Source organism: Thermomonospora catenispora (genome assembly GCF_006363815.1).
Classification (GTDB): Bacteria; Actinomycetota; Actinomycetes; order Streptosporangiales; family Streptosporangiaceae; genus Thermomonospora; species Thermomonospora catenispora.
Genome location: NZ_RRYT01000015.1, coordinates 1 through 23,626, shown reverse-complemented (window position 1 = coordinate 23,626; position 23,626 = coordinate 1). Strand labels below are relative to the sequence as shown.

Here is a 23,626-nt window from a genome sequence, read left to right as displayed (position 1 = left end):
CACGAAAACGTCTCAAGGTGAGCGGCTTTTAACACGCCGGTGACAGAGGGGACCCAGCCGCGAAACGCCTCCTGCTGAGGATCGCCCCATGAACGTCGGAGGGGAAGCCCGCAAAAGGCTGGTCGTGGTCGGTCACGGCCCGGCCGGACATCGCCTGGTCGAAGCGCTGCGCGAGCGGGACGTCACAGGCGCCTGGCGGATCACCGTCGTCGGAGAGGAGCCGCGCCCCGCCTACGACAGGGTGGCGCTGACCTCCCACCTCACCGAGGGCGCCGATCTGGCCCTCCCCGCGCACGGACCCGAGGTCACCGTCCACACCGGTGATCCGGCGGTCGAGATCGACCGGACGGCCCGCACGGTCACCACCGCCTCGGGGCGCCGGGTCGGCTACGACGCACTGGTGCTGGCCACCGGCTCATCACCGTTCGTGCCCCCCGTCCCGGGCCGGGACCTGCCCGGGGTGTTCGTCTACCGCACCATCGACGACCTGGACGCGCTGCGCGAGCACTGCGCCGCCCGGCCGGGCGCCGGCGGCGTGGTGATCGGCGGCGGTCTGCTGGGCCTGGAGGCCGCCCGAGCACTGCAGGGCCTGGGCGTCGACGCCCACGTGGTCGAGGTGGCCCCCTGGCTGATGCCGCGCCAGCTCGACGAGGGCGGCGGGGCGATGCTGCGCCGCCACATCGAGGCCCTGGGACTGAGGGTGCGCACCGGGACGCCCGTGGCGGCCCTGGAGGCCGGCGAGGACGGCGCGGTCGCCCGGGTGAGGCTCGGCGACGGCTCGGCCCTGGAGGCCCGGGTGGTGGTGTTCTCCGCGGGCATCAGGCCCCGCGACGAGCTGGCCCGCCGCTGCGGACTGCCGGTCGGCGAGCGCGGCGGCGTCGTGGTCGACGCCGCCTGCCGCACCGCGGACCCGGCGGTGTTCGCGATCGGCGAGTGCGCCCTGATCGGCGGCCGGGTCTACGGGCTGGTCGGGCCGTGCCTGTCGATGGCCGAGGCGGTCGCCGACCAGCTGCTGGCCGAGGCGGGCGGGAGCAGCGGGAACGCCCGCTTCGAAGGCGCCGACACCTCCACCAAGCTGAAGCTGATGGGCGTGGACGTGGCCAGCTTCGGCGACCCGTTCGCCGACCGGGAGGAGGGGACGCTCAGCGTCACCTACACCGACCCGGTCGACGGCGTCTACACCAAGCTCGTCGTCAGCGACGACGCCCGCACCCTGCTGGGCGGCGTGCTGGTCGGCGACGCCTCCGCCTACCCGACGCTGCGCGCCTGCGTGGGCTCCGCGCTGCCGGACAGCCCCGGGCAGACGCTGTTCGGCGGTGTCGGACCGGCCGGCGGCGACCTGCCGGACGCGACCGTGATCTGCAATTGCAACAACGTCACCGCCGAGACCATCCGCCGCTCGATCCGCGACGAGGGCCTCACCGACGTGGGCGGGGTCAAATCCTGCACCCGGGCCGGCGCCTCCTGCGGCAGCTGCGTCCCCCTGGTCAAGAGGCTGCTGGACGCCGAGCTGGTCGCGGCCGGCATCGAGGTCGACAAGGCGCTCTGCGAGCACTTCGACCACAGCCGCGCCGAGCTGTTCGACATCGTGCGGGTCCGCCGGATCACCACCTTCACCCAGCTGATCTCCGAGCACGGGCGGGGCCGCGGCTGCGACATCTGCAAGCCGGCGGTCGCCTCGATCTTGGCCAGCCTCGGCAATGGGCACATCCTGGACGGGGAGCAGGCCGCGCTGCAGGACACCAACGACCACTTCCTGGCCAACCTGCAGAAGAACGGCACCTACTCGGTGGTGCCGCGGATCCCCGGCGGGGAGATCACCCCCGAGAAACTGATCGTGATCGGCGAGGTGGCCCGCGACTTCGGCCTCTACACCAAGATCACCGGCGGGCAGCGGATCGACCTGTTCGGGGCCCGGGTCGAGCAGCTGCCGCAGATCTGGAAGCGGCTGGTGGACGCCGGGTTCGAGTCCGGTCACGCCTACGGCAAGGCGCTGCGCACGGTGAAGTCCTGCGTCGGCTCCACCTGGTGCCGCTACGGCGTGCAGGACTCGGTCGCCCTGGCGATCCGGCTGGAGCTGCGCTACCGCGGCCTGCGCGCCCCGCACAAGCTCAAGGCGGCGGTGTCCGGCTGTGCCCGCGAATGCGCCGAGGCGCAGAGCAAGGACTTCGGGATCATCGCCACCGAGAAGGGCTGGAACCTGTACGTGGCCGGCAACGGCGGCATGCGGCCCCGGCACGCGGACCTGTTCGCCTCCGACCTGGACGAGGAGACCCTGGTCCGCTACATCGACCGCTTCCTGATGTTCTACATCCGTACCGCCGACCGGCTGCAGCGCACCGCGAGCTGGCTGGAGGGCCTGGACGGCGGCATCGACTACCTGCGCGAAGTGATCATCGAGGATCGGCTGGGGATCTGCGCCGAGCTGGACGCGGCGATGGAGCGCCATGTGGCGTCCTACTCCGACGAGTGGCGCGACACCCTGGAGGACCCCGACAAGCTGCGGCGCTTCGTCTCCTTCGTCAACGCCCCCGACGTGCCCGATCCCAGCATCGTCTTCGAGACCGAACGCGACCAGATCAAGCCGGTACTGAGGACCGGACCCCAACGGGAGGTGCTGAGCCGATGACCGCAGACGTGCAGACGCGACCGTCGACCGCTGTCGGGCAGCGGTCGACGATCCGCTGGCACGACGTGTGCGCCTACTCCGACCTGCTGCCCGAACGGGGCGTCGCGGCGCTGATCGAGGACGTCCAGGTGGCGATCTTCCGGACGTTCGACGGCGAACTGTATGCATTGTCCAATTTCGATCCCTTCAGCGGCGCCTATGTGATCTCCCGCGGCATCCTGGGCACCCGCGGCGACGTCCCGACCGTGGCGTCCCCGATGTACAAGCAGGTGTTCGACCTGCGCACCGGGCGGTGCCTGGACGACCCCCGGGTCGCCCTGCCCACGTTCCGGATCCGCCGGACGCCGCAGGATCGGGTGGAGGTGGCGTCGGCGTGAACGCTGCCACCGATCGGAAGGCGGACCGCGGTGGCCATGAGCACTGACGGCGGGCCGCTGGCGGGGTTCGCCATCGGAGTGACCGCGGCCCGCCGGCACGAGGAGCTGGCGGCGCTGCTGGAACGACGCGGGGCGCGGGTGGTGCACGCCCCCGCCATCCGGCTGGTGCCGCTGGCCGACGACGAGGAGCTGATGCACGCCACCACGGCCTGCATCGACGGGCGACTGGACTATGTGGTGGTCACCACCGGCATCGGCTTTCGCGCCTGGCTGGAGACCGCGGACGGCTGGGGCCTGCGCGACGAGCTGATCGAACGTCTGCGCCGGGTGCCGATCCTGGCCCGCGGTCCCAAGGCGCGCGGCGCGATCCGCTCCGCCGGGCTGACCGAGCAGTGGTCGCCGGAGTCCGAGAGCTGCGAGGAGGTGCTGCAGCACCTGCTGGCCCGGGATCTGGTCGGCGCCCGGATCGCGGTGCAGCTGTACGGGCAGCCGCAACCGGACTTCGCCGAGGCGCTGCGCGCGGCCGGCGCCGAGGTGATCGAGGTTCCGGTGTACCGCTGGTCGCGCATCGAGGACCCCTCGCCGCTGCGCCGGCTGGTGGGGCAGGTGGTGGCCGGCACGATCGACGCGATCGCCTTCACCAGCGCCCCGGCGGTCACCGCGACGCTGGCGGTGGCCGCCGAGGACGGTCTGGAGGAGGCGCTGCTGCAGGCGCTGCGCACCCACGCGGTCGCCGCCTGCGTGGGACCGGTGACGGCCGAGCCGCTGACCAGCCGCGGGGTGCCGACCGTGCAGCCCGAACGCGCCCGGATCGGCGCGCTGGTCCGCGCGATCGTCTCCGACCTGCCGCGGCGCCGCTCCCGGCTGGTCAACGTGCGCGGCCACGCGCTGGAGCTGCGCGGCCACGCGGTGGTGCTGGACGGGCAGCTCCGCCCGATCGCCCCGGCCCCGATGGCGATCCTGCGGGCGCTGGCCCGCCGCCCCGGCCATGTGGTCTCCCGGGCCGAGCTGTGCACGGTGCTGCCCAGCCGGATGGTGGGCAACGGCAACGGCGCGGCGCTCGCCCGTGACGGCCGGCCGCAGGCCGACGAGCACGCGGTGGAGATGGCGGTGGCGCGGCTGCGGCGCGGCCTGGGCCGGCCCGGGATCGTGGAGACCGTGGTCAAACGCGGCTACCGGCTGGCGTGCGATCCGGTGCGGGTGGAGGCGCCGCGATGAGCGTCCCCGCACTGGTCGCGGTGGCGCACGGCACCCGCGACCCGGCTGGCCCCGCCACCGTGCGGGCGCTGCTGGACCGGGTCCGCGCGTTGCGGCCCCGGCTGCCGGTCGCCGAGGCGTACGCCGAGCTCGCCGAGCCCGCCCTGGAGGAGGCGGTCCGCGCCGCCCGCGGGCCGGTGGTGGTGGTGCCGCTGCTGCTGGCCCGCGGCTACCACGCGCTGGTCGACCTCCCCGGAAGGGCGGAGCGAGCCCGCCCGGACGCGGTGATGGCGCGCCCGCTGGGACCGCACCGCATGCTCGCCGCCACGCTGGCGGCGCGGCTGGAGGAGGCGGCGCCGACCGGAGGGGACGCGGTGGTGCTGGGCGCCGCGGGTTCGTCCGACCCGGCGGGCGTGCACGATGTGCGGACGGCGGCCCGTCTGCTGGCGCGGCGGCTGCGCAGGCCGGTGCCCTGCGGCTTCGTGGCCGCGGGCGGTCCGGCTCTGGGCGATGTGGTGGCCGAGCGGCGCGCTCGGGGCGCCGCTCGGGTGGTGGTGGCCTCCTACCTGCTGGCGCCGGGGTTCTTTCATGACCGGATGGCGGCCTCGGGCGCCGACCGGGTGTCCGCGCCGCTCGGCGCCCACGAGGCCGTGGCGCGTCTGGTGCTGCACCGCTACGACGAGGCGCGTGTGCGCCTCCTCGGCGCCGTCCCCGTCGCCTGAGCCGCTCGTACGGGGCCGGGGCCGGCCGGCGGCTCGGGCCCCGGGGCCGCGGAGAGGGCATCGCCGGCGCGATGCCGGGAGGCGGTTCAGGAGGCCGCATCGGGGCGGTGGGGGCCGGGCGGACGACAAGGGGCGTCGGGATCGGCGAAGCGGGGGTCGTGGTGGGCGAGGACCCGCATGATCATGTCGGTGAACTGGCGCAGTTCCTCCTCCGACAGCGGGGCGAACAGCCGCCGGTTGAAGCGCAGCCCGGCCTCGCGGCGGCGGCTCAGGAACAGCCGTCCGTCCTCGGTGACGTCCAGGGCGTAGCGGCGGCGGTCGGCGGGGTCGCGGCGGCGCCGGACGTATCCGTGCCCTTCCAGCATGTCGACGAGGCCGACCACGTCGGCGGGGTCCATGCGCAGGCGCTCGCTGACCTGCCGCTGCGACATCGGACCTTCGGCGGCCACGCACGCCAGCACGAGCACGGCCGGGACGGGCAGGCAGTCGGCGGGGTCCCCGGTCGGCGGGGCGTTGGCCGATTCGCGGGCCGACTCGCGGCGGATCAGCTTCATCAGCTCGGCGACCAGATAGGTGGGAACGCGCAGCAGGGGTTCGGGCGGCGTGTGCGCGGTGCAGGCGTGGTCTCGCCGCTCCGCTGGTCCTGGACGCGCCACGGCGGGCTCCTCCGGCATGTCCGACAATTCTCTTGACGGAAAAGATTGGACGTTCCTATGGTTGGGCAGTCCAATCGAAGGAGTCAAGGGAGGCCCGCATGCCGAGCGGAGAACCTGCCGTCGAGGTCGACGGCTTGGTCAAGCGGTTCGGTGACGTCGAGGCCGTGCGGGGGATCGAGTTCGCCGTCCAGCCCGGAGAGATCTTCGGGTTCCTCGGCCCGAACGGCGCCGGCAAGTCCACCACCATCAGCATGCTGTGCACCCTGCTGCGCCCCACCGCGGGCACGGCGCGGGTCGCCGGGCACGACGTGGTGTCCGAGCGCGACCGGGTGCGCCGCAACATCGGCCTGGTGTTCCAGGACCCGACCCTGGACGGGTATCTGAGCGGCGAGCAGAACCTGCGCTTCCACGCCGAGCTGTACGGGATGCCGCGCTCGGCGACGCGCGAGCGGATGCGGCAGGTGCTGGAGATGGTCGGGCTGTGGGACCGGCGCGGCGACCTGGTGCAGACGTACTCGGGCGGCATGAAACGCCGCCTGGAGATCGCCCGCGGGCTGCTGCACTCGCCGCGGGTGCTGTTCCTCGACGAGCCGACGGTCGGGCTGGATCCGCAGACCCGCTCGTCGATCTGGGACTACATCCGCCGGTTGCGCGACGCCGAGCAGATCACGATCTTCCTGACGACCCACTACATGGACGAGGCGGAGCACTGCGACCGCATCGCGATCATGGATGCGGGTCGGATCGTGGCGCTGGACACGCCCGAGGCGCTCAAGGCGGGCGTGGGCAAGGACCGGGTGCAGATCCGCACCGACGACGACGAGGCGGCGATCGCGGCGTTGAAGGAGCGGTTCGATGTGGAGGCGGCGGTCGCCGAGGGCGCGGTGACGTTCGCGGTGGCGTCGGGCGAGGCGTTCGTGCCGCGGCTGTTCGCCGAGCTGGGCGTGCCGATCCGGTCGGTGAGCGTGTCACGGCCGTCGCTGGACGATGTGTTCATGTCGTTCACGGGCAAGACGATCCGCGACGCCGAGGCGTCCGGGGCCGACTGGATGCGCATGGTCGCGCGGGGGAGGAGGTGACGATGGGCGTCGCGGTGGCGCCTCAGGCGGTGCGGGTGCCCGAGCGCAGCGTCCGGCACGACCTGCGGGCGGTGAAGATCGTCCTGCACCGGGAGCTCATCTGGTTCTGGCGGGACCGGATGCGGTTGGTGGCCAATCTGCTGCAGCCGCTGCTGTGGCTGCTGGTCATGGGCACGGGCCTGTCCACTCTGATGACGTCCGGGCCGGGCCCGGCGGGCGAGGTGGACCTGAAGACGTTCATCTTCCCGGGCGTGTGCGCCACGTCGGTGATGTTCACGGCGCTGTTCTCGGCCGGGTCGATCGTGTGGGACCGCGAGTTCGGGTTCCTGCGGGAGATGCTGGTCGCACCGGTCAGCCGGACCGCCATCGTGGTCGGCAAGTGCCTGGGCGGCGCCGTGGTCGCCACCGTGCAGAGCGTGCTGGTCCTGGCGCTGGCCGGGTTGGTGGGGGTGCCCTACGACCCGGTCCTGCTGGCCGAGCTGCTGGGGCTGATGTTCCTGACGGCGTTCTCGCTGGCGGCGTTCGGGATGCTGCTGGCGGCGCGGATCGCCAGCATGCAGTCCTTCTTCGGGATCATGCAGGTGGGCATCATGCCGATGATGTTCCTGTCGGGCGCGCTGTACCCGCTGAACGACCTGCCGGCGTGGCTGAGCGTGCTGACCCGGTTCAATCCGCTGACCTATGCGGTGGATCCGCTGCGCCACACGGTGTTCTCCCATCTGGAGGTCTCGCCCGAGCTGCGGCGGGCGTTCGATCCCGGGGTGACCTGGAACGGGTGGCTGGTGCCGGTGTGGCTGGAGGTCGTGCTGGTCGTGCTGACCGGCCTGGTCCTGATGGCCGGGGCGATCGCCCAGTTCCGCCGGGGCGACTGAGCGGCGCGCCGGGGCGGGCCGATGCGAGGCGGGGCCGCCGGATCACCGATCCGGCGGCCCCGCCGTGCCGTGGAAGGGCCCGGCCGGGCCCGGCGGCTCAGACCGCGAAGTCCAGCAGCGGCGTCGCGTTGCTGGGGTGCCGCAGCTTCGACAGCGACTCCTTCTCCAGCTGGCGGATCCGCTCGCGGGTCAGCCCCAGGTGCTTGCCGATCTCGTCGAGGGTGTGCGGGGTGCCGTCGTACAGCCCGAACCGCATCGACATGATCATCTCCTCCCGCGGGGAGAGGATGGACAGCGTGCGGCGCAGCTGGTCGGCCATCAGCTGCCGGTCGACCATCTCCGACGCCTCGGGGCTGTCGATGTCCTCGATCAGGTCGCCGATCCGGGTCTCCCCGTCCTCGCCGATGGTGGAGTCCAGGCTGATCGGCTGCCGGCTGGTGCGCAGCAGCTCGCGCACCTGCTCCGGGCTCTTGTCCAGTTCGGCGGCCAGCTCCTCGGGGGTGGGCTCGCGGCCCAGCCGCTGGTGCATGTCCCGCTCGACGCGGCTCAGCTTGCTGAGCATCTCCAGCACGTGCACCGGCAGCCGGATGGTGCGGGCCGAGTCGGCGAACCCGCGCTGGATGGCCTGCCGGATCCACCACATGGCGTAGGTGGAGAACTTGAAGCCCTTGGTGTAGTCGAACTTCTCCACCGCGCGGATCAGGCCCAGGTTGCCCTCCTGCACCACGTCCAGCAGCGACAGGCCGCGGTCGGAGTACTTCTTGGCGACCGACACCACCAGCCGCAGGTTGGCCTCCAGCATGTGGGCCTTGGCGCGGCGGCCGTCCTCGGCCACCCATTCCAGCTCCTCGCGCTCCTGGGGCGACAGGTCGGGCTCGTTCTCCAGCTTGTACTCGGCGTACAGCCCGGCCTCGATCCGCTTGGCCAGCTCGACCTCCTGCTCGGCGGTCAGCAGCTGACGGCGGCCGATCGACTTCAGGTAGGTGTGCACCGAGTCGCCCATGGCGCTGGAGACGTCGTCCAGGTCGGCGTCGGCGGCCTCGTCCTTCTCGGTCTCGACGGCCTCGATCTGGAACGCCTCGTCCTCCTCGGGCGTCGGCGCGTCCGGCACCGCCGTGGGGCCGGTCTCGGCGGCCTTGCGGGTGCGCCCGGCGGCGCCGGCGCTCTCGGCGCCCTCGGAGGCGGTGCCGGCCGTCCCGGCGCGGCGGCGTCGGGCGGGGGTGGAGAGCTCGTCCTCGGTGGCCAGGTCCACGCCGGCCTCGGTGATCTTCCGCAGCAGCGAACGGCCCTGCCTCGGGCTGATCCCGGCGTTCTCGAAGGCCTTGCGGACCTCGCTGAGAGAGAGGTGGCCCTGGGCCCGGCCGCGCTCCAGGAGGTCCTCGAGCAGCCCGGACGGCGTCTCCCGGCGCGGGGTGGGCACGGCGGCGGTGCGCGGCATGGGGACACCCCCCTCCCTTCGTTGCGACGTGGGTGATCGACGCATACCTCACCTGCGGGCGGATGCGTTCATGAGCGGTGGATTGTGCGGCTGTGCGCACTAGTCGGAACGCCCTCGACCGCCGAAGTTGTTCCCGACCGGGCGAATCGGCCGCCCTGAACGGACCTTACTTTGTCAAGGCAGTGGGTCGGGAGAAGAAGCCCACCAGCCCTCAGCCGACCGACGGAAAAGGGCGGCCACGAGAATAGGGACGCCCTCTTTCCCGAGATGCGGAGCGCTCGTCCCGGGCCGGCGAACGGACCGGTGAACACGGACCGAGGAGGGGTCGGTCGGAACGGCGCCCGGCGGCGACGCTGAGGCTCTCGCGGCCGGCCGGGCGGCGGGGAGGGCGCCGCGGCGAGGAGACCGTGCGGCGTCCCGGCGGATCGCCGCGGCGGTCAGCGGGGCAGGCGGAGGGCCCGGCGGTCGGGCTTGCCGGAGGGCAGCAGCGGAATCGCCTCCCGCACGTCCAGCTCGCGGGGGGCGGCGTAGACCGGCAACCGCGCGCGCACCAGGTCGCGCAGCTCCTCGAGGGTGGGCGGGGCGCCCTCGGGCACGATCACGGCGGTGACCCGCTCGCCCCAGTGGGGGTCCGGGCGGCCCACCACGACCACCTCCCTGACCCGGGGATGCCCTGCGATGACGTCCGCGACCTCGGTGGCCAGGACCTTCTCGCCGCCGGTGTTGATGACGTCGTCCACCCGCCCCAGCACCCGCAGCCGGCCGCCTTCGAACGCGCCGAGGTCCTGGGTGCGGAACCAGTCCCCGTCCCTCGCCTCGGCGGTGGCGTCGGGCCGCCGCCGGTATCCGGAGAACAGCATCGGGCCCGCCAGGCGGATCCGCCCGTCTTCACCGATCTTCACGCGCACCCCGTCGAGGGGGACGCCGTCGTAGACGCAGCCGCCGCTGGTCTCGCTCATCCCGTAGGTGGCGACGATCCGCCCGCCTCGCGCCCGTGCCCGCCGCACCAGGTCGGGCGCGGCGGCCGCGCCGCCCAGCAGGATCGTCCCGAACCGGGACAGGTCCGTTCCCGCATCCAGCAGGCGGTGAAGCTGCGTGGGCACCACCGACAGGTGCCGGGCGTCGGCCTCGCCCACCGCGGCGGGGGAGAAACGCGGCACGATCACCGGGTCGGTTCCGGCGATCAGGGAGCGCACCAGCACCTGCAGCCCGGCGATGTGGTGGGTGGGCAGGCAGCACACCCACCGGTCCCCCTCCGCGGCGGCGATCCGCTCCAGCGTGGCCGACGCCGAGTGCCGCAGCGCGGCGGCCGTCAGCTCCACGAACTTGGGGGCTCCCGTGGAACCGGAGGTGGCGATCAGCACCGCGACGTCCGGTGCGACCGGCTCGCCTCCCTCGTGCGGCCGGATCCCCTCCGGGGTCTCGACGGCCTGCGGGGCGAGGGCGTCCAGCATGGTCCGCAGGGCCGGGGCGGGCAGGCCGGGGTCCAGCGGGCAGATCGCCGGCCCGGTGCCGTCCAGCGCCTCGGCCAGGGCCTGCAGCAGCCGGGGCCCGGGCGGCAGGAGAAGAGCGTGCAACGGGCGTTCCATGGCGCGGCCCAGCCTAGAGGACCCCGGAGGGTCCGGTGCCGCCCCGCCGGCATGCCCGGTGCGGCGGCGCGGCCTCGTCGCCCCTCCGCCGCACCGACCCGCCCGATCGCCCCGCCCGGACGCCCGAGTACGGTCCCACCAGTCGACGAGGGTTGAATGGACCCGGCCGGCGAGCGGCGCCGGCCAAGGGAAGGGACACATGGTTTCGGAGCTGTTCGATCCGGCGGCGTGGAAGGAAGTCGAGGGGTTCGACTTCACCGACATCACCTACCACCGCGCCGTCGACCAGGGCACCGTGCGGATCGCGTTCAACCGGCCGGAGGTGCGGAACGCGTTCCGGCCGCACACCGTGGACGAGCTGTACCGGGCGCTGGACCACGCCCGGCAGACCCCCGACGTGGGGTGCGTGCTGCTGACCGGCAACGGCCCCTCCCCGCGCGACGGAGGCTGGGCGTTCTGCTCCGGGGGCGACCAGCGGATCCGCGGGCGGGACGGCTACAAGTACGCCGAGGGGGAGACCGCCGACACGATCGATCCGGCCCGGGCGGGGCGGCTGCACATCCTGGAGGTGCAGCGGCTGATCCGGTTCATGCCCAAGGTCGTGATCTGCGTGGTGCCCGGCTGGGCCGCCGGCGGCGGGCACAGCCTGCACGTGGTGTGCGATCTGACCCTCGCCAGCCGGGAGCACGCCCGGTTCAAGCAGACCGACGCGGACGTGGCCAGCTTCGACGGCGGGTTCGGGTCGGCGTACCTGGCCCGGCAGGTGGGGCAGAAGTTCGCCCGGGAGATCTTCTTCCTCGGCGAGACCTACGACGCCGAGACCGCGCACCGGATGGGCATGGTGAACGCGGTGGTGCCGCACGCGGAGCTGGAGCGCACGGCGCTGGAGTGGGCTCGTAAGATCAACGGCAAGAGCCCGACCGCGCAGCGGATGCTGAAGTTCGCCTTCAACCTGATCGACGACGGTCTGGTCGGCCAGCAGGTGTTCGCCGGCGAGGCCACCCGGCTGGCCTACATGACCGATGAGGCGGCCGAGGGCCGGGACTCGTTCCTGGAGAAGCGCGACCCCGACTGGTCACGATTCCCCTGGTACTACTAAAGGCCGGTACGGTTCGGTACGTCCCGGTAAGAGGCAATACTGCACAGGAGCGGGGGTCAGCGGGTGCGGGTCTACTCCATCCCGATGCGGACGCGGTTTCGCGGCATCACGCGCCGGGAGGGCGTGCTCATCTGCGGTCCCGCAGGGTGGGGAGAGTTCTCCCCGTTCGCCGAGTACGGTCCCCGCGAGTGCGCCCGTTGGCTGGCGGCGGCCCGGGAGGCAGCCTACGACGGCTGGCCCGAGCCGGTGCGCGAGGCGATCCCGGTGAACGCGACGATCCCCGCGGTCGGTCCGGAGCGGGCCGCCGAGCTGGCCCGCGCCTCCGGGTGCCGCACCGCCAAGGTCAAGGTCGCCGAACGGGGGCAGACCGACGCCGACGACATCGCCCGGGTCGAGGCCGTCCGTGACGCGCTCGGCCCGGGCGGGCGGATCCGCGTCGACGTCAACGGGGCCTGGGAGGTCGACCATGCGGCCCGGATGATCCGGACGTTGGACCGGTTCGACCTGGAGTACGTCGAGCAGCCGTGCGCGACGCTGGAGGAGCTGGCCCGGGTGCGGCGGCTGGTGGACGTGCCGATCGCCGCCGATGAGTCGATCCGCCGCGCCGAGGATCCGCTGAAGGTCCGGGCCGGCGGGGCCGCCGACATCGTCGTGCTGAAGGTCCAGCCGCTGGGCGGGGTGCGGGCCGCGTTGCGGGTGGCCGAGCAGGCGGGTCTGCCGGTGGTGGTGTCCAGCGCGGTGGAGACCTCGGTGGGGTTGGCGGCCGGGCTGGCGCTGGCGGCCGCGTTGCCGGAGCTGCCGTACGCGTGCGGGCTGGCCACGATGTCGCTGCTGGAGGGGGATGTGACCGCCGAGCCGCTGGTGCCGGTGGACGGTGTGATCCCGGTGCGCCGCCCCGAGCCGGACCCGGCGGAGCTGGAGCGGCACGAGGCCGACGCGGCGACGGCCGCCGCCTGGCGGCGCCGGGTGGCCGACGCTCAGGCCCTGATGGACGCGCCGCCGGTGATCGGGGTGATCCGATGAACCCGGCGACCGCCCTGGCCACGGTGCTGGTCGATGAGCTGCTGCGGTGCGGGATGACCGATGCGGTGCTGGCCCCGGGGTCCCGTTCGGCGCCGTTGGCGTTGGCGCTGGAGGCGGTGGCCAGGACCGGGCGGCTGCGGCTGCATGTGCGGATCGATGAGCGGTCGGCGTCGTTCCTGGCGTTGGGGCTGGCCAAGCGGTCGGGCCGGCCGGTGGCGGTGGTGTGCACCTCCGGCACGGCGGCGGCCAACTTCCATCCGGCGGTGATCGAGGCGCACGAGGCGCGGGTGCCGCTGATCGTGCTGACCGCCGACCGGCCGCCGGAGCTGCGCGACACCGGCGCCAACCAGACCATCGACCAGATGCGGCTGTACGGCACCGCGGTCCGGTGGAGCTGTGAGATCGGGGTGCCCGAGGAGCGGCCCGGGATGGTGGCCTACTGGCGGTCGCTGGTCAGCCGGGCCTGGGGGCTGGCGCTGGCCCCCTCGCCGGGGCCGGTGCACCTGAACGCCGCGTTCCGCGAGCCGTTGATCCCCGACGGCGACGAGACCTGGTGCGAGCCGCTGGACGGCGACGCCACCGGCGCGTGGACCCGGGTGCGGGCCTCCACGCCCGGATCGGTGCTGCACGTGCCGCCGGCCCGGCGCGGCGTGCTGGTGGTGGGAGACGGCGCGGTCAACGTCAAGCGGTATGTGGCGGCGGCGTCGATGGCGGGCTGGCCGGTGCTGGCCGAACCGAACGGCAACGCCCGGTACGGCGACCACGCCCTGTCCTCGCACCACTTCCTGCTGGGGATGCCGGAGTTCGTGGAGCGGCACCGCCCGGAGGTGGTGGTCACGCTCGGCAAGCCGGGGTTGTCGCGGCCGTTGCTGTCGCTGTTGCGGCGCGCCGAGGAGCACATCGTGGTCTCCTCGGACCTGAGCCGTTGGCCGGATCCGGTCCGGTCGGCCACTCAGGTCGCCCAGGAGGTGGAGATCCCGGTGATGTCCGGGGACGACGGCTGGCTGCGGTCGTGGCGGACCGCGGATCTGGCCGCCACCCGCGCCGTCGACGCAGTGCTGGACGCCAGCGACGAGGTGACCGAGCCGCGGCTGGCGCGGGATCTGGCGGCGTCGATCCCCAGCGGGTCGCTGCTGTTCTGCGCGGCCAGCATGCCGATCCGGGACCTGGATCAGACGATGCGGCCGCGGCGCGGCGTCCGGATCCTGACCAACCGGGGCGCCAGCGGCATCGACGGGCTGGTGTCCACGGCGATGGGGGCGGCGTTGGCGCACGGGGGCCGCTCGTATGCGCTGCTGGGGGATCTGTCGTTCCTGCACGACCAGAACGGCCTGATCCTCGGGCCGCACGAGCCGCGTCCGGATCTGGCAATCGTGGTGATCAACAACCGCGGCGGCGGGATCTTCTCGCTGCTGCCGCAGGCGGCGCTGGAGGAGCCGTTCGAGCGGGTCTTCGGGACTCCGCACGAGGTGGACCTGGCGTATGTGGCGGCGGCGCACCGGATCCCCTACACGCTGCTGGAGTCGGCGGGGGATCTGCCGAAGGCGATCTCCGGGCAGGGCCTGCGGATCGTGGAGGCGCGCACCGACCGGGAGGCCAACGCCGAGCTGCACGCCCGGATGCGGCAGGCGGCCCAGGACGCGGTCCGCGCCGTGTTGGCCTCTCGGTGATCGCCGGTCCTCGGTCGTTCCTCTCCGGGATCGCTTAGCGATCTACAATGTAAAGGGCTGTGCATAAGAGCGCACTCCCACAACACCGCTCCACGACACGCACCCGAACAACGACCGACGAGGCGACGAGGGACCGGATCGGCCGTGCAAGGCGCCTTCGGTTCGCGATCTCATCGAGACGGCCTGATCTCTGCGGACGCGCCCTCAGGGCCCGGCGGGGCGATTCCCTGCGGCCTGTTCGGCGTTCCGGCCGGGGCCGGCCGGGCCGACGCCGTGGAATTCCCGCACGGGGGCCGTGTGCGCCGGATCCGCCGCGTCGCCGTCATCACCGGTCGAGGGGCGGCCTGGAGTTCTGTGAGGCGCGGATCGGGAGGACGGCGCATGTGGTCTGCTGCTCGGTCTCGGGTCTCCGCACGGTTCCGTGCGGTGTGCTTCCGCCTCCGGCCGCGGTGTCGTTCGGCGGATCGGGGAGGTCGCCGAGCGGCACCGCGAGACCGGCCGCGTCCCGGTCACGGCTTCGGCGGGGCCGGTGGTCAGTCGAGGAAGCGGGCCCGCAGCGCCCGCGTGTCGTCCTCGTCCCAGCCGTGCTCGGTCAGCCAGCCGAGCACTCCGCCGTGCTGTTCGTCCACGGCGGCCAGGAACTTCTCCATGATCGCCGGGTCCGGCAGGTGGGTGTCGGCCGGTCGGGAGTCCAGGTCGGCGGAGTAGGTGTCGCTGGCTCGCAGCCGGGCCAGGATCGCCTCCAGCCGTTCGCCGGTCTGCACGTAGTCGGCGATGATCTCCTCGCGGCGCACTCCGACGGTCTCCAGCGCGAGCGCGCACACCACGCCGGTGCGGTCCTTGCCCGCCGCGCAGTGCACCAGCGCCGCACCGCGGGTGCGGGACATCACTCGCAGCGCCGTCACCACCGAGTCCGCGCGTTCTTCGAGGTAGCTCAGGTAGAGGCGGAGGGAACGGTCGTGCTCGTCACCGTCACGGGACCGGAGCTGCCAGGGGAGCGCCTTGTCCACGTCCACCGTCGGCGAGCCGGCGGCCGCGCCGGTGTTCTCGCCGTCTTCGGAGAACAGCGACAGATGGTGGATGGTCACCGCCAGCACCCGGTTCAGCGGTCCTGGGCCTTCCAGCTGCACCTCGGGTCCGCTGCGCAGGTCGATGACGTCGGTGAGCCCGTAGTCGCCGAGCAGCGTCCGCACGTCGCTGTGGGTGAGTGCTTGCAGGTTGTCCGAGCGCAGGACTCGGCCGAACCGAGTCGTCCGCCCGTCGATCGTGGTCAGTCCGCCGAGGTCACGGACATTGACCGCGCCTTCCAGCTCGATCCACCGGGAGTAGGTGCTCATCACCCGAAACCTTATAAGCCTCATCTATCGCAATTTCTGGCGGGGTGCGGAAAACCTTCCGTTCCGGGCAGGGAGTCGAGGATTACCGGTCAGGGCGCGGGGAGGGGGCGGCGTGTCCTTTTCGGGGGTGACGGGGATGACCGTGCGATGTTCTTCGCTGCTCGAATGCGGTGGCCACGCCGTCGAGCACGGAATTTGTGACTCTGCTCACAGCGAATACGACTTGTGGAAAACCCCCTCGGACAACCCCACGGTCACCCGGGAACGCGTCGAAACGCACGGCGCCGAGCGCGGCGCCGGCTTCGGGACGGGTCCGCCGTCCCGGCGCGAGGGCGGTCGCCGCCTCTCATTCGATGCGCGGCGGGGTCCGCCGACGCCGCGGGGCGTCCGGTGACGCCCTGCCGGATGCTTTCGGCCCTCCTCGGCGGTTCGTCGTTGTGCGCGAGAGGGCCCGGCCGGCCCTCGAACGGCCGGCTCTTGTGTCCCGTCTCGACGGCGGCGGTGTCTGATCTACAACGTCAAGGCACGTGATGGGTGGTCACAGACCAACGACACGAGCGCACTCGGCGGAACGAAGAGCCGCCTCGATGACCTCGAGACCGGCGACGGCGTCGGCCATGGTGACCGGCGGGGCTGCCTCTCCGCGCACGGCTCGTGCCGTGGCCGCGTAAAAGTCCTGGTAGGCGCCTTGTGCTGTGGGGACGGCGCGGGTTCGTCCGGGGGTGCCGAGGCGGCCGTGGCGGGACGGCGGGGTCGTTCCCCAGTCTTCGTCGAGGGGGGTTCGGCCGGCGCGGAGCGCTTCTTCCTGGCCGTCCATGCCGTGGACGACGTAGGAGGCGCGGTCGCCCAGGGCGCGGAAGCGGGGGCCGAGGTCGGCGGCGGTGGCGCTCATCCACAGGTGGGTGCGGGTGCCGCCGGGGTGATGCAGGGCGACGAACGCGTCGTCGTGGGCGAGGGCGTCGGGGCGGCGGACGTCGAGTTCGGCGTAGACGCGGGTGGGGCGGCCGAACAGGACGATGGCCTGGTCGATGAGGTGGGTTCCCAGGTCGTAGAGGATGCCGCCGGCGTCGGCGGGGTCGGCGCTTTCCTTCCAGCCGGGTTTGACGGTGGGGCGCCAGCGTTCGAAGCGGGATTCGAGGCGTTGGACGTGGCCGAGGGCGCCGTCGGCGATGAGGCGGCGGAGGGTGCGGAAGTCGCCGTCCCAGCGTCGGTTGTGGTAGGGGATGGCGGCCAGGCCGCGGCGGGCGGCGAGGTCGGCGATGTCGCGGGCCTGGGCGGCGGTGACGGCGACGGGTTTGTCGATGACGACGTGCAGGCCGGCGTCGAGGGCGGCGCGGGCGAGGGGGGCGTGGTGGCGGTTGGGGGTGGTGATGACGGCGATGTCGTAGGCGTCGGCGTCGTCCCAGAGCCGCTGGGGGGTGGGGATGATCCGGGCGTCGGGGTGGCGGGTGCGGGCGGCTTGTTGCCGTTGGGGGTCGCCGGTGACGATGGCGGCGAGGGTGAGGTCGGGGACGGCTCGGATGAGGGGGGCGTGGAAGATCGCTCCGCCGGTGCCGTAGCCGATGAGTGCGACGCGCAGTGCCATGTCCTCGATCATCGCCGGTGGGGCGGCCGGTGAGGGGGTCGGGTGGTCAGCCTTGGAAGGCCTCTTGCATGGGGCGGAATTTGGCCTGGGCTTCGGCGAGTTCGGCGGCGGGGTCGGAGTCGGCGACGATGCCGCAGCCGGCGAAGAGGCGGGCGCGAGTGGGGTCGGCGGGGTCGAGTTCGGCGCAGCGCAGTGCGATGCCCCATTCGCCGTCGCCGGTGGCGTCGATCCAGCCGACGGGGCCGGCGTAGCGTCCGCGGTCCATGACCTCGAGTTCGCGGATGAGGTCGAGGGCGGGGCCGGTGGGGGTGCCGCAGACGGCCGGGGTGGGGTGGAGGGCGGCGAGGACGTCGAGGACGGAGCGTTCTTTGTCGAGGGTTCCGTGGACGGGGGTGGCGAGGTGGATGACGTTGGGGAGGGTGAGGATCTGGGGGCGGTGGGGGACGTGGAGGTCGGCGCAGAGGGGGGTGAGGGCGTCGCGGACCATGTCGGCGGCGTAGGCGTGTTCGCGACGGTCTTTGGGGGAGTTCAGGAGGCGCTGGGCGCGGGCGTGGTCGTCGGCGGGGGTGGCGCCGCGGGGGAGGGTGCCGGCGAGGACGAGGGAGTCGATGCGGTCGCCGGTGCGGCGGATGAGGAGTTCGGGGGTGGCGCCGATGAGGCCGTCGACGGCGAAGGTGAAGCAGGCGGGGTAGCGGGCGGCCAGGCGGTCGAGGAGGGGGCGGGGGTCGATGGGACCGGCGGCGTGGACGGTGAGGTCGCGGGCGAGGACGGTTTTGCCGAGGCGGCCGTGGCGGATGCGTTGGACGGCGGTGGCGACGGCGTTCTGCCAGGCGGGGGCGCTGAGGGTGCCGTCGCTCCAGCGCAGGCCGGTGGGGGGTGTGAGGGGGTGGGCGAGGGTGAGGGGGTCGTCGGCGGGTTCGCCGATGGTGGTGAGCCAGGCTTGGCCGTTGCGGCGGCCGAGGATGTGGCGGGGGACGATGAGGACCGAGCCGGGGGCGGCGGGGTCGAAGGTGAAGCTGCCGAAGGCGACGGGGCCGGTGCCGGGGAGGTCGAGGGGATCGTCGATGTGGGCGGTGGTGAAGAGGTCGTCGAGCCAGGCGCGGGCTCGGGTGAAGCGGTCGGGGCCGCCGGGGATGGTGATGCGGGCGGCTTGTCCCCAGGCGACGATGCCTTCGCCGTGGTGGATCCAGGCGAGGGCGTCGGGGGTGGGGAGGCGGGTGGGCAGGGTGCCGGGGTCGGGGACCGGGGTGGTGCGGACGGTCAGTGGTGCGGGGGAGTCCACTGCGGGTTTCACGGGGTCCACTGTACGGGAGAGTTGAACCCGTTCAAAAGTTGTGGGGTGTGGTGTGGGCCACGGGGTGGCGGGCCAGGTAGATGACGTCGGGCGGGCCGTGGCGGGTGGGGACGGTGCGGGTGGTGACGTGGGCGAAGCGGTCCTGGAGGCGCCGGTGGAAGGCGGGTGAGGGGGCGGCGCTCCAGACGGCGAGGGTGCCGTGGGGGGTGAGGCGGGCGGCGGCGAGGGAGAGGCCGGGGGTGCGGTAGAGGCGGGCGTTGTCGTCGGTGACGGTCCAGTCGGGTCCGTTGTCGGTGTCGATGCAGATGACGTCGTAGGTGTCGGTGGTGGTGCGCAGCCAGGTGTGCAGGTCGGCCTGGTGGACGCGGACGCGGGGGTCGTCGAGGGCGCCGTGGTTGTGGCGGCGCAGGTGGGTGCGGTTCCAGGTGATGACGGCGGGTTCGCGTTCGATGACGGTGATGGTGCCCGCGGCGGGGTGGCGGGCGGCGGCGTGGAGGGTGAAGCCGACGCCGAGGCCGCCGATGAGGACGGCGGCGGGCGGGGTGTGGTGGTCGAGGGCGGCGGTGACGAGGAGGCGTTCGGAGGCGCCGTCGCGGGTGTCCATGAGGAAGACGCCGTTGCTGATGATCTCGTGGTGGGGGCCGGTGCGGCGGAGGACGAGCTCTCCGGCGGTGCCGTGGACCCGGTCGACGGTGATCGTTTCGTGTGCGGCGTCCATGGGGGGTCAGGGTAGCGGGCGGGGCGCGGGCGTCCGCGGTGTTCGCGCGCCGCGTCAGCCGCCGAACGCCTGTTCGAGTTTGGCAAAATTTCGGCTCACACGTCACGCTCGTCGCAATGATCGGAACGATCTGTACATGGCACTGTTGCCTTTCCGTAAGAATCGTGGGCTATGGCATGGCTAACGGGGAATCAAGCAGGCGCAAAGGCGATCGTCGCGCTGGCGGCCGCCGGGCTGTTGGCCGGCTGCACCTCGGCCGCCGGTGGGGACGACCGCCGCGTGGATGCGCCCGTGGCGCGGGGGGACGCCGAGTGCCCGGGCGTGAAGGCGCCCGGCGACTCGCGGCATCGGCAGCTGCGGGGCATGTGGATCGCGACGGTGTCGGGCATCGACTGGCCGCGTGACCCGGCGCACTCGGCCGAGCGGAAGAAGGCCGACTACCGGGCGATGCTCGATCGGGCCAGGGCGCTGGGGATGAACGCGGTGTTCGTGCAGATCCGTCCGACCGCCGACGCCTTCTACGACTCCCCGTACGAGCCGTGGTCGCAGTGGATCACCGGCACGCAGGGCAAGGACCCCGGGTTCGATGTGCTGAAGTTCTTCGTGGAGGAGGCGCACGCCCGGGATCTGGAGTTCCACGCCTGGTTCAACCCCTATCGGGTGGCGCGCGGCACCGACCGGTCCAAGCTGCATCCGGACAATCCGGCTCGGAAGAACCCCTCGTGGGTGCGCGCCTACGGCGACGGCCTGTGGTACGACCCGGGGATCCCGCAGGTGCGGGAGCTGACCACCAAGGTCGTGCTGGACGTGGTGAACAAGTACGACATCGACGCCGTCCACTTCGACGATTACTTCTATCCCTATCCGGTGGGGGGCAAGGACTTCCCCGACGCCGACACCTACAGGAAGTACGGCGGGGGGCTGCGCAAGGACGAGTGGCGGCGCCGCAACGTCGACGCCTTGGTGCGGGAGCTGCACAAGAAGATCCATGAGGCCAAGCCGCACGTGCAGTTCGGGATCAGCCCGTTCGGGGTGTGGCGCAACCGCACCAGCGACCCGAACGGGTCGGCGACGCGGGCGCTGCAGAGCTATGACGACATCTACGCCGACACCCGCAAGTGGGTGAAGGAGGGGTGGGTCGACTACATCGCCCCGCAGCTGTACTGGGAGATCGGCAATCCGGCCGCCGACTATCGGACGCTGGCGCGCTGGTGGGCCGATCAGGTCGAGGGCACCGATGTGCAGCTGACGATCGGGCAGGCCTCCTATCGCGGCGGGGGGCCGGGGGCGTGGCGCGATCCGGCGGAGCTGTCGCGGCATCTGTCGGTCAACGCCGGGCTGCCCCGGATCCGGGGGGATGTGTACTTCAGCGCCAAGGATCTGCTCGGGGACAAGGGCGGGCAGACGTCCCGGCTGCGCAAGGACCATTACCGGACCGCGGCGATCCCTCCGGCCGTCGAGGGCGGCAAGGCCCCCCGGCCGGCCGGGTCGGTCAGGGCCGTCGCCACCGGCGAGGGGGTGAGGGTGTCGTGGCATCTGTCGCCGAGCAGGCGGGCCGTCTCCTATGCGGTGTACCGGGTGGAGGGCGCGGGGAGGCCGTGCGCTCCGGTCGATCCGACGCGGCTGCTGACGACCGTGCGGGGCGCGTCGATCGTCGACCGCACCGCCAAGCCCGGCGTCACCTACACCTACTACGTGACGGCATTGGACCGGCTGCACCATGAGAGCGGTCCGGCGCGGGGCGCGACGGTGACCGCCGCCGAAGGACGATGATCTCCGGTGGCCCGTCCACGGCTAATGATCTTGATGGTGGGGGAGATATCACAGCACCTGCGCACCCCCCGGAGGTTCTGGCATGGCGCTGTCGATGGAGGAGCAGCGGATCCTCGCCCAGATCGAGTCGCATCTGGCACATGACGACCCGAAGCTGGCCGCGCGGTTGGCGGCGTTGCCTCGGCTGCGGCGTCGGCGGCGGATACGCACGGTCGCGGTGGCGGTGTCGGTGCCGGTGCTGGTCGCGGTGTTGATCGCGGTGGTGGCCTAGGGTCGCCCCGCGTGAGCGCGCCTCGGCACGGTGACGCCCCGGCGGGAAGCGCTTCCCGCCGGGGCGTCGACGTTGTGGGCCGGTGTGGTGGTCGCCTCGCGGCGAATGGCACAACGTGGCTCCTGCCCGGCCGTGCGGCCGCGGTATTCCACGAAGGCAAAGGGTGCGGCCCGGGGGACACATGCCACACCGGCTCGTCCTACCTTAACGGCATCGGGCCGGTGCCCGGTCCGTCGACCTGCCGTGTCGGCGGGGCTCACCGGCGGGTGAGAGCGGGGTGGTCGCCGGGTTCGTTCGTTTTATCGGGTGTGCACCGTCGATGCGCCGGGGGCGTCCGATCGGGTGGGCGGGCCGGACCGGCGGCGCGTAGCGGACGGTGCAGACATGGTCACCTTCCGTGAATGGAACGTTGATCTTCCCTGGCGGCCAGATCTGTCCGTCGTGCCTCATCGGCGGGTCCGTGCCGGGAACACAGCGGGGTGGAGCCGTGTCCGGCGGCGCCGAGGCGAGGATGAGGAGCAGGGAGTGACGATCAGGCGGCTCGGGGCCGACGGGCGGTCCCCGCACGGCGGGCGCGCCGGAGGATCGACCCTCGGGCGGACGGCGAGGGAGGCCGGCGCGGCGGCGATCCGGGAGGCGTCGTGGGAGCTGGGCGGTGAGGTCACCGCGGCGGCGCGGGCGCGGGCGCTGGTGCGGCGCACTCTGCCGCGGTGGCGGGTGAGCGACCCGGCCGACGTCGAGGGCGCGGTGCTGCTGGTGGACGAGCTGGTCACCAACGCGATCCTGCACGGCACGGGGGAGGTGCGGCTGCGGCTGCGGCTGGAGGGGCGGCGGCTGGTCGGCGAGGTCGCCGACGGCAGCCCGCGCCTGCCGCGTCCCCGGTCCCCGGGGGAGCGCTCCGACTGGGCGGAGAGCGGCCGCGGGTTGATGCTGGTGGCGGCGTTGGCCGAGGAGCATGGCGTCCGGGTGAACGGGCACGGCAAGGTGGTGTGGTTCGGGCTGCCGCTGCGGTCGGGGCCGGTGCGGCCCGCCGCGGCCTCCCTGCCCGCCCGCCGCTGACCGGCGGCGTACGGGCTTTTGCGGCCCGCGGGCGCGGCGGAGGGGTCTGGGGGAGGCGCGGGCCGGCCGCACCGGGCCCACGCCTCCGCGTCCACCGGGCGGTCCCGCGGTCTCAGGGGCCGGACAGCTCGGCGGCCAGTCCCTCGAAGTCGGCGGCGGTCAGCTCCAGCGCCCCGGCGCTGCCGATCGCCTGGGTGGCGACGGCGCGGCCGAGGTTGCGGTTGCAGGCGTGATCGAGGTAGGCCTCGATCAGCCGGGCGTTGACCAGTCGGCCGCGGCCGCGCAGGGCGGGCAGGTCCTGATCGACGATCCGCCAGGCGTCGGGGGTGAGCACCAGGCGGCGTTCGTCGGCCAGCAGCGCCAGCAGCGCCCGCCGCAGCGTCGGGTCGCTCAGGTCCGGCATCCGCACCGTCCGCAGGTCGGTGACGACCTCCGGGGCGGCCGCCGCCAGGTCCTCGCGGCGGCCGGGGGCGCAGGTGGCCAGCAGGGCGGCGTCGTTGCTGCCTTCGGCGCGGGCCCGGTACAGGGCGGTGGCGTAGGCGGGGCCGGCCGCATCGTCCAGGAGCAGGTCGTCCAGGCCCTCCAGCAGCAGGGTGTGCCCGGCGTGCTCGGCGAGGGCGGCGCGCAGCCCGTCGGGGCCGCGGTCGCGGAGCTCGTCGGCGTGCAGGCTGTGCAGCCGGCCGCTGGAGGCCTCGACCTCGGCGAGCGCCTTGGCGACCATGCGTCCCAGCCGCCGCTGCCCGGTGGAGGGTTCGCCGACCAGCAGCAGCGCCGGCATGGAGGCGCTGGAGACCTCTTGGCCGCGCAGCCGCTGCGCCCACTTGCCGCGGCGGCGGACCTCCGACAGCAGCCGTTCGATGTTCTCCTCGCCGCACAGGAAGCGGATGCCGTAGGCCTCGGCGATCCGTGCGCCCTCGATGACCGCCGGTTGCGGGGCGGGCGGGGCCTGGGCGGCCGGGAGGGAGGGAGGCTGTTCCACCACCGTCGCCTCCGCCGGCTGCGCCGGGCCGGCGGCGGGTTCGGCCGGCGGTGCCGGCGGGCCGTCGGGGAACGCCGGTGGAGCGGCCTCGCCCGGACCCGCCCCCCATGGGTCGGGGCGGGCGTCGCCGCCGGGCGGGGGCGGCGGGGGGATGTGGGGGAAGCGTTCTGGGGCCGGTTCGGCGGGCGTGCCGCCCGGGGCGTGGGCGTCCGGTCCGCTCGGGGCCGGTCCTGGCGGCGGCTGCCCGAAGGCTCCCGGG

At 73.2% G+C, this 23,626-nt stretch carries 19 protein-coding genes and 1 pseudogene; 12 read left to right on the top strand and 8 right to left on the bottom strand.

The features are described from left to right. The first annotated feature begins 88 nt into the window (after positions 1-88). Genes nirB through EIO00_RS13485 form a run of 4 tightly spaced genes read left to right on the top strand, consistent with a single transcriptional unit; the run spans position 89 to position 4,925 of the window. Complete coding sequence (gene nirB, locus EIO00_RS13500; protein ID WP_140178832.1) at positions 89-2,629, top strand: nitrite reductase large subunit NirB; 2,541 nt, start codon at positions 89-91, stop codon at positions 2,627-2,629. Beyond that, positions 2,626-3,006, top strand: a complete 381-nt coding sequence (gene nirD / locus EIO00_RS13495) for a nitrite reductase small subunit NirD (RefSeq protein WP_140178830.1) — start codon at positions 2,626-2,628, stop codon at positions 3,004-3,006. The genes nirB and nirD overlap by 4 nt, the downstream gene beginning before the upstream one ends. Positions 3,007-3,042: 36 nt before the next feature. Beyond that, the gene (locus EIO00_RS13490; protein WP_140178828.1) at positions 3,043-4,224 is read left to right on the top strand and encodes a uroporphyrinogen-III synthase; all 1,182 of its coding nucleotides are present in this window, start codon (positions 3,043-3,045) and stop codon (positions 4,222-4,224) included. After that, positions 4,221-4,925, top strand: a complete 705-nt coding sequence (locus EIO00_RS13485; RefSeq protein WP_175596217.1) for a sirohydrochlorin chelatase — start codon at positions 4,221-4,223, stop codon at positions 4,923-4,925. The genes EIO00_RS13490 and EIO00_RS13485 overlap by 4 nt, the downstream gene beginning before the upstream one ends. A gap of 86 nt (positions 4,926-5,011) precedes the next feature. Here EIO00_RS13485 and EIO00_RS13480 read toward each other — a convergent pair whose 3' ends face one another. Beyond that, positions 5,012-5,581: a MarR family winged helix-turn-helix transcriptional regulator gene (locus EIO00_RS13480; RefSeq protein ID WP_161602718.1), complete on the bottom strand. Its 570-nt coding sequence runs from the start codon at positions 5,579-5,581 to the stop codon at positions 5,012-5,014. A gap of 98 nt (positions 5,582-5,679) precedes the next feature. Here EIO00_RS13480 and EIO00_RS13475 point away from each other — a divergent pair, with 98 nt between their 5' ends. Further along, a complete protein-coding gene (locus tag EIO00_RS13475) occupies positions 5,680-6,660 on the top strand; it encodes an ATP-binding cassette domain-containing protein (protein ID WP_140178824.1) in 981 nt (326 codons plus the stop codon). 2 nt (positions 6,661-6,662) lie between these two features. Beyond that, positions 6,663-7,532 (top strand): ABC transporter permease, encoded by an 870-nt coding sequence (locus tag EIO00_RS13470; RefSeq protein WP_140178822.1) that lies wholly within the window; start codon positions 6,663-6,665, stop codon positions 7,530-7,532. A gap of 97 nt (positions 7,533-7,629) precedes the next feature. On the opposite strand, the gene EIO00_RS13465 is transcribed toward EIO00_RS13470, so the two are convergent. Both EIO00_RS13465 and EIO00_RS13460 read right to left on the bottom strand, forming a co-directional pair. Beyond that, positions 7,630-8,970, bottom strand: a complete 1,341-nt coding sequence (locus tag EIO00_RS13465) for an RNA polymerase sigma factor (protein WP_140178820.1) — start codon at positions 8,968-8,970, stop codon at positions 7,630-7,632. A 437-nt stretch (positions 8,971-9,407) separates the two neighbouring features. Next, positions 9,408-10,559, bottom strand: coding sequence for an AMP-binding protein (locus tag EIO00_RS13460; protein ID WP_140178818.1), 1,152 nt, complete (start codon positions 10,557-10,559; stop codon positions 9,408-9,410). A 199-nt stretch (positions 10,560-10,758) separates the two neighbouring features. On the opposite strand from EIO00_RS13460, the gene EIO00_RS13455 reads away from it, so the two are divergent. From EIO00_RS13455 to menD, 3 genes are all read left to right on the top strand, one after another. Continuing rightward, a complete protein-coding gene (locus EIO00_RS13455; protein ID WP_140178816.1) occupies positions 10,759-11,658 on the top strand; it encodes a 1,4-dihydroxy-2-naphthoyl-CoA synthase in 900 nt (299 codons plus the stop codon). A gap of 63 nt (positions 11,659-11,721) precedes the next feature. Next, positions 11,722-12,681, top strand: a complete 960-nt coding sequence (locus EIO00_RS13450; RefSeq protein WP_140178815.1) for an o-succinylbenzoate synthase — start codon at positions 11,722-11,724, stop codon at positions 12,679-12,681. Next, positions 12,678-14,351: a 2-succinyl-5-enolpyruvyl-6-hydroxy-3-cyclohexene-1-carboxylic-acid synthase gene (gene menD / locus EIO00_RS13445; protein WP_140178813.1), complete on the top strand. Its 1,674-nt coding sequence runs from the start codon at positions 12,678-12,680 to the stop codon at positions 14,349-14,351. Before EIO00_RS13450 ends, menD begins: the two co-directional genes overlap by 4 nt. 533 nt (positions 14,352-14,884) lie before the next feature. Here menD and EIO00_RS13440 read toward each other — a convergent pair. The 4 genes from EIO00_RS13440 to EIO00_RS13425 form a co-directional block, all read right to left on the bottom strand. Beyond that, complete coding sequence (locus tag EIO00_RS13440; protein WP_140178811.1) at positions 14,885-15,688, bottom strand: tyrosine-protein phosphatase; 804 nt, start codon at positions 15,686-15,688, stop codon at positions 14,885-14,887. A 538-nt stretch (positions 15,689-16,226) separates the two neighbouring features. Continuing rightward, positions 16,227-17,273 (bottom strand): Gfo/Idh/MocA family oxidoreductase, encoded by a 1,047-nt coding sequence (locus EIO00_RS13435; RefSeq protein WP_140178809.1) that lies wholly within the window; start codon positions 17,271-17,273, stop codon positions 16,227-16,229. Between the two features lie 46 nt (positions 17,274-17,319). Continuing rightward, positions 17,320-18,567, bottom strand: coding sequence for an isochorismate synthase (locus tag EIO00_RS13430; RefSeq protein ID WP_140178808.1), 1,248 nt, complete (start codon positions 18,565-18,567; stop codon positions 17,320-17,322). A gap of 31 nt (positions 18,568-18,598) precedes the next feature. Next, positions 18,599-19,285 (bottom strand): spermine/spermidine synthase domain-containing protein, encoded by a 687-nt coding sequence (locus EIO00_RS13425; RefSeq protein WP_140178806.1) that lies wholly within the window; start codon positions 19,283-19,285, stop codon positions 18,599-18,601. A 291-nt stretch (positions 19,286-19,576) separates the two neighbouring features. Here EIO00_RS13425 and EIO00_RS13420 point away from each other — a divergent pair, with 291 nt between their 5' ends. The 3 genes from EIO00_RS13420 to EIO00_RS13410 all read left to right on the top strand — a co-directional run bounded on the left by EIO00_RS13420 (position 19,577) and on the right by EIO00_RS13410 (position 22,388). Continuing rightward, a complete protein-coding gene (locus tag EIO00_RS13420) occupies positions 19,577-21,058 on the top strand; it encodes a glycoside hydrolase family 10-like protein (RefSeq protein ID WP_241661325.1) in 1,482 nt (493 codons plus the stop codon). An 82-nt stretch (positions 21,059-21,140) separates the two neighbouring features. Continuing rightward, positions 21,141-21,329 carry a DUF3040 domain-containing protein gene (locus EIO00_RS13415; RefSeq protein WP_140178802.1) on the top strand — a complete coding sequence of 63 codons (189 nt, stop codon included), beginning with the start codon at positions 21,141-21,143 and terminating at the stop codon, positions 21,327-21,329. Between the two features lie 525 nt (positions 21,330-21,854). Continuing rightward, positions 21,855-22,388 carry an ATP-binding protein gene (locus tag EIO00_RS13410; RefSeq protein WP_206664130.1) on the top strand — a complete coding sequence of 178 codons (534 nt, stop codon included), beginning with the start codon at positions 21,855-21,857 and terminating at the stop codon, positions 22,386-22,388. 112 nt (positions 22,389-22,500) lie between these two features. Here EIO00_RS13410 and EIO00_RS13405 read toward each other — a convergent pair. Then, positions 22,501-23,626 (bottom strand): annotated as a pseudogene (locus tag EIO00_RS13405) (hypothetical protein); the annotation flags it as partial.